Source organism: Methylobacterium gregans, assembly GCF_022179245.1.
Classification (GTDB): Bacteria; Pseudomonadota; Alphaproteobacteria; order Rhizobiales; family Beijerinckiaceae; genus Methylobacterium; species Methylobacterium gregans.
This window is the reverse complement of record NZ_BPQM01000120.1, coordinates 1-3,342: the sequence shown is the minus strand read 5'-3', so window position 1 is coordinate 3,342 and position 3,342 is coordinate 1. Positions and strand designations below refer to the sequence as shown.

Sequence of the window (3,342 nt, the reverse complement as noted above, 5' to 3'; positions counted from 1 at the left end):
AGGCCCGCCACGAGGAAGCCCACCGCCGCCCCGGGCAGGATCGCGTGGCTCATCGCCTCGCTCATCAGGCTCATGCGCCGCAGCATCAGGAAGACGCCGAGCGGCGGCGCCGAGAGCGAGAGCGCGAGGCAGCCGACCAGCGCCCGGCGCATGAAGCCGAACTCGACGAAGGGGGCGAGAAGGTCGCTCACGCCGCGCTCCCGTGTCGATGACTGGCGTGATCGTGGGCATGAACCGGACCGTGCGCGTGATCGTGCGCGTGATCGTGCCCTTGGCTGCGGCCGTGTCCGTGATCCGGCTGCGCGGGAGCGTGGTCGTGCCCGCGCTCGCACACGCCGGCGGTCTCGTCCCAGGCCTCGGAGAGCCGGGCGGCGCGGGCGAGGTTCTGCGGCGTCAGCACGGACGCGGTCGCCCCCCAGGCCACGGGCTCGCGGGCGATGAGCAGGGTGCGGGGGAAATGCGCCCGCACCTGCGCGAAGTCGTGGAGCGCCGCCACCACCGTGCGGCCCTGCGCGTGCCAGCGCCCGATCAGCCCGACGAGGTCGTCGACGGTGCGGGCGTCGATGCCCGTGAAGGGCTCGTCCAGAAGGATCACGGCGGCGTCCTGCAGGATCAGCCGGGCGAAGAGCACGCGCTGGAACTGCCCGCCGGACAGCGTGCCGATGGCGCGCCCCTCGAAGCCCGCGAGCCCGACCGCGCCGAGGGCGTCGAGCACCGTGCCCCGGCTGCGGCCGAGGCTGCGCCACGCCCCGGCCCGCCGCCACAGCCCCATGCTGGCGAGGTCGAGCACGCTGATCGGGAAGCTGCGGTCGATCTCGTCAGCCTGCGGCAGGTAGGCGAGCGCCGCCCGCGGCACGCCGCGCAGGATCGCGCCGTCGAGGCACGGGATCTCGCCGACGAGTCCCTTGAGCAGGGTCGACTTGCCGGCCCCGTTCGGGCCCACAACCGCCAGCATGTCGCCGGCCGGGATCGTGCCGTCGAGGTGGTGCACCGCCGGGTGCCGGTCGTAGCCGAGGGTGAGCCCGACGAGCCGAATCGCGCCGGGCGGGGCCTGAAGGCCTGGCGGGGGCTGGAGCGGCGCGCTCACGCAGTCGCCCACAGGATGGCGAGCCAGAGCGGCAGGACGAGCCCGGCCGCGAGGGCGAGGCGGATGCCCAGGCCGCTGCGGAACAGCGAGGCGTGGCGGAGGTGCGCGGGTTCGGGGGACACGGGTGCCGTCATGTGTGGGAAAGCCACTCCCGAGGCCGCGGCGGGGCGTGCGACCGCACGCGGTTTGCCGCACAGTGGGGGGCCGCCTATATGGAAGGCTGATACACTGTAACATACGGCGCGTTCAATGCGGGCCCGCACGGCGGCACCGCGCGCGCGGCCGCGTTTTCACCGGGGAACGTCATGCACGGGCACGAGCACGGTGCCGACCCTCACCACCACGCGCACGATTTCGACGTGGTCGCGCGCGCCGAGGACCTGTGCCGGGCGCGCGACCTCCAGTTCACGCGCCTGCGCCGGGACGTGCTGGAAACGGTGGCGGCCGCCCAGGGTCCGCTCGGCGCCTACGACATCGCCGAGCGGCTGAGCGTGCCGGGCCGGCGCGTCGCGGCCGTCTCGGTGTATCGTGCGCTCGATTTCCTGACGGAGCTCGGCCTCGTCCACCGGATCGCGAGCCGCAACGCCTTCGTCTCCTGCGCGCACGAGCACGGCGCCGGGGAGGGGCTGGTCTTTCTGATCTGCCGCACCTGCGGGGGCATCGGCGAGACCACGGCGCGGGAGTTCGAGGCGGGCCTCGACCGCGCCCTCGACCGGGCCGGCTTCAAGCCGGCGAGCCGCATCGTCGAGGTGGAGGGCGAGTGCGGGGCGTGCCGGGAGCGGCAGGTTTAGGACAGCTCATCACCACCGACAGGACGATCCGGCGCACAGGACGCCTGCGGACGAACCTGCGCGCTCGCCCCCTTTGGGGGTGGGGAAGAGGCGGAGACGGCACCGAGACTTCAGAACGCTTGAGCGCGGTCGGCCTCACCCCTCCGGCGGGTAGGGATGCTCCCGCCCCTGCGGATCGGTCACCCGCGTGCCCTCCGGCCCGTCCCGCAGGTAGCCGGGGCCGACTGGCACCTTGCCGTGGCCGCCCGGGATGTCGAGCACGTAGGTCGGCTGGGCAAGGCCCGAGAGGCGGCCGCGCAGTTGCCGCATCAGCGCCTGTCCCTCGGCAATCCCGGTGCGCAGGTGGCCGGTCCCGGGGGCGAGATCGCCGTGGTGCAGGTAGTAGGGCTTCACCCGGCTCTCCACGAAGGCGCGCATCAGGGACTCCAGGCTCGCCGGATCGTCGTTGACCCCGCGCAGCAGGACCGACTGGCTCACCAGAGGGATGCCGGCATCGACCAGCCGCGCCACGGCCGCGCGGGCGGCCTCCGTGAACTCGCGGGCATGGTTCGCGTGGAGCGCCACGAACACCGCGCGCCCGAATTTCCTGAGGCCCTGGACGAGTTCGTCCGTGACCGTCGCCGGGCTCACCACCGGCACGCGGGTGTGCACCCGCATGACCCGGACGTGCGCGATCCGCCCGAGCCGCTCGGCGATCGTCCCGAGGCGCCGGGGCGAGAGCGCGAAGGGGTCGCCGCCCGTCAGCACCACCTCCCAGATCGCCGGGTGCGCGGCGATGTAGGCCAGCGCGCGATCGAGTTCCGCCTCGCTCAGCGTCCCGAGCCCGTCCGGTCCCACCATCTCACGGCGGAAGCAGAAGCGGCAGTAGACCGGGCAGACGTGGAGCGGCTTCAAGAGCACCCGGTCGGGGTAGCGGTGGACGATGCCGGGGACGGGGGCGTGCGCGCCGTCGCCGATCGGGTCGGCGCGCTCCTCGGGCGCCGTCACGGCCTCCTCAGAGGCCGGCACGAACTGGCGGGCGATCGGGTCGGCCGGGTCGGCGGGGTCGATCAGCGCGGCCGTGTCGGGGGTGAGCGAGACGGCGTAGCGCGCCGCCACCGCGGCGAGACCGGGCAGGTCCTCCGCCGCAACGAGGCCGGCGGCGGCTAGATCGTCGAGGCTGCGGAGCGGCCGGCTCATCCGGCGACCGGGGTCCAGAGTACGTCCTCGATCCGCCGGGCGCCGACCGCCAGCATCACCAGCCGGTCGAAGCCTAGCGCGCTGCCCGACGCCTCCGGCATCGCGGCGAGCGCGGAGAGGAAATCCTCGTCAACCGGATAGGTCTCGCCGTAGACCGCCTGCTTCACCGCCATCTCGGCCGCGAAGCGGCGGCGCTGCTCGTCTGGGTCAGTCAACTCGCCGAAGGCGTTCGCGAGCTCGACGCCGCAGCAATAGAGCTCGAACCGCTCGGCGACCCGCGGGTCG

6 protein-coding genes are annotated in these 3,342 nt (G+C 73.7%); 1 reads left to right on the top strand and 5 read right to left on the bottom strand.

Features of this window, described 5'->3' with window-relative positions; translation table 11 throughout:
• The 3 genes from MFF54_RS21170 to MFF54_RS21160 all read right to left on the bottom strand — a co-directional run.
• On the bottom strand, positions 1-152 hold a 152-nt coding region (locus MFF54_RS21170; protein ID WP_238305967.1), incomplete at its 3' end, for a metal ABC transporter permease.
• Between the two features lie 35 nt (positions 153-187).
• Positions 188-1,087, bottom strand: a complete 900-nt coding sequence (locus MFF54_RS21165; RefSeq protein ID WP_238305965.1) for a metal ABC transporter ATP-binding protein — start codon at positions 1,085-1,087, stop codon at positions 188-190.
• Positions 1,084-1,221: a hypothetical protein gene (locus MFF54_RS21160; RefSeq protein ID WP_238305963.1), complete on the bottom strand. Its 138-nt coding sequence runs from the start codon at positions 1,219-1,221 to the stop codon at positions 1,084-1,086. The genes MFF54_RS21165 and MFF54_RS21160 overlap by 4 nt, the downstream gene beginning before the upstream one ends.
• A gap of 171 nt (positions 1,222-1,392) precedes the next feature.
• Between MFF54_RS21160 and MFF54_RS21155 the strand changes: the two genes are divergently transcribed.
• Positions 1,393-1,878, top strand: a complete 486-nt coding sequence (locus MFF54_RS21155; RefSeq protein ID WP_238305961.1) for a Fur family transcriptional regulator — start codon at positions 1,393-1,395, stop codon at positions 1,876-1,878.
• Positions 1,879-2,013: 135 nt separating this feature from the next.
• On the opposite strand, the gene MFF54_RS21150 is transcribed toward MFF54_RS21155, so the two are convergent.
• Positions 2,014-3,057, bottom strand: coding sequence for a lysine-2,3-aminomutase-like protein (locus MFF54_RS21150; protein ID WP_238305959.1), 1,044 nt, complete (start codon positions 3,055-3,057; stop codon positions 2,014-2,016).
• A partial coding sequence (locus MFF54_RS21145; protein ID WP_283950096.1) for an amino acid--tRNA ligase-related protein occupies positions 3,054-3,342 on the bottom strand: 289 nt, incomplete at its 5' end. The genes MFF54_RS21150 and MFF54_RS21145, both read right to left, overlap by 4 nt.

Coding starts and splice junctions, on each gene's coding strand:
- MFF54_RS21155 (WP_238305961.1), top strand. CDS start 1,393: ATGCACGGGCACGAGCACGGTGCCGACCCTCACCACCACGCGCACGAT.
- MFF54_RS21160 (WP_238305963.1), bottom strand. CDS start 1,221: ATGACGGCACCCGTGTCCCCCGAACCCGCGCACCTCCGCCACGCCTCG.
- MFF54_RS21150 (WP_238305959.1), bottom strand. CDS start 3,057: ATGAGCCGGCCGCTCCGCAGCCTCGACGATCTAGCCGCCGCCGGCCTC.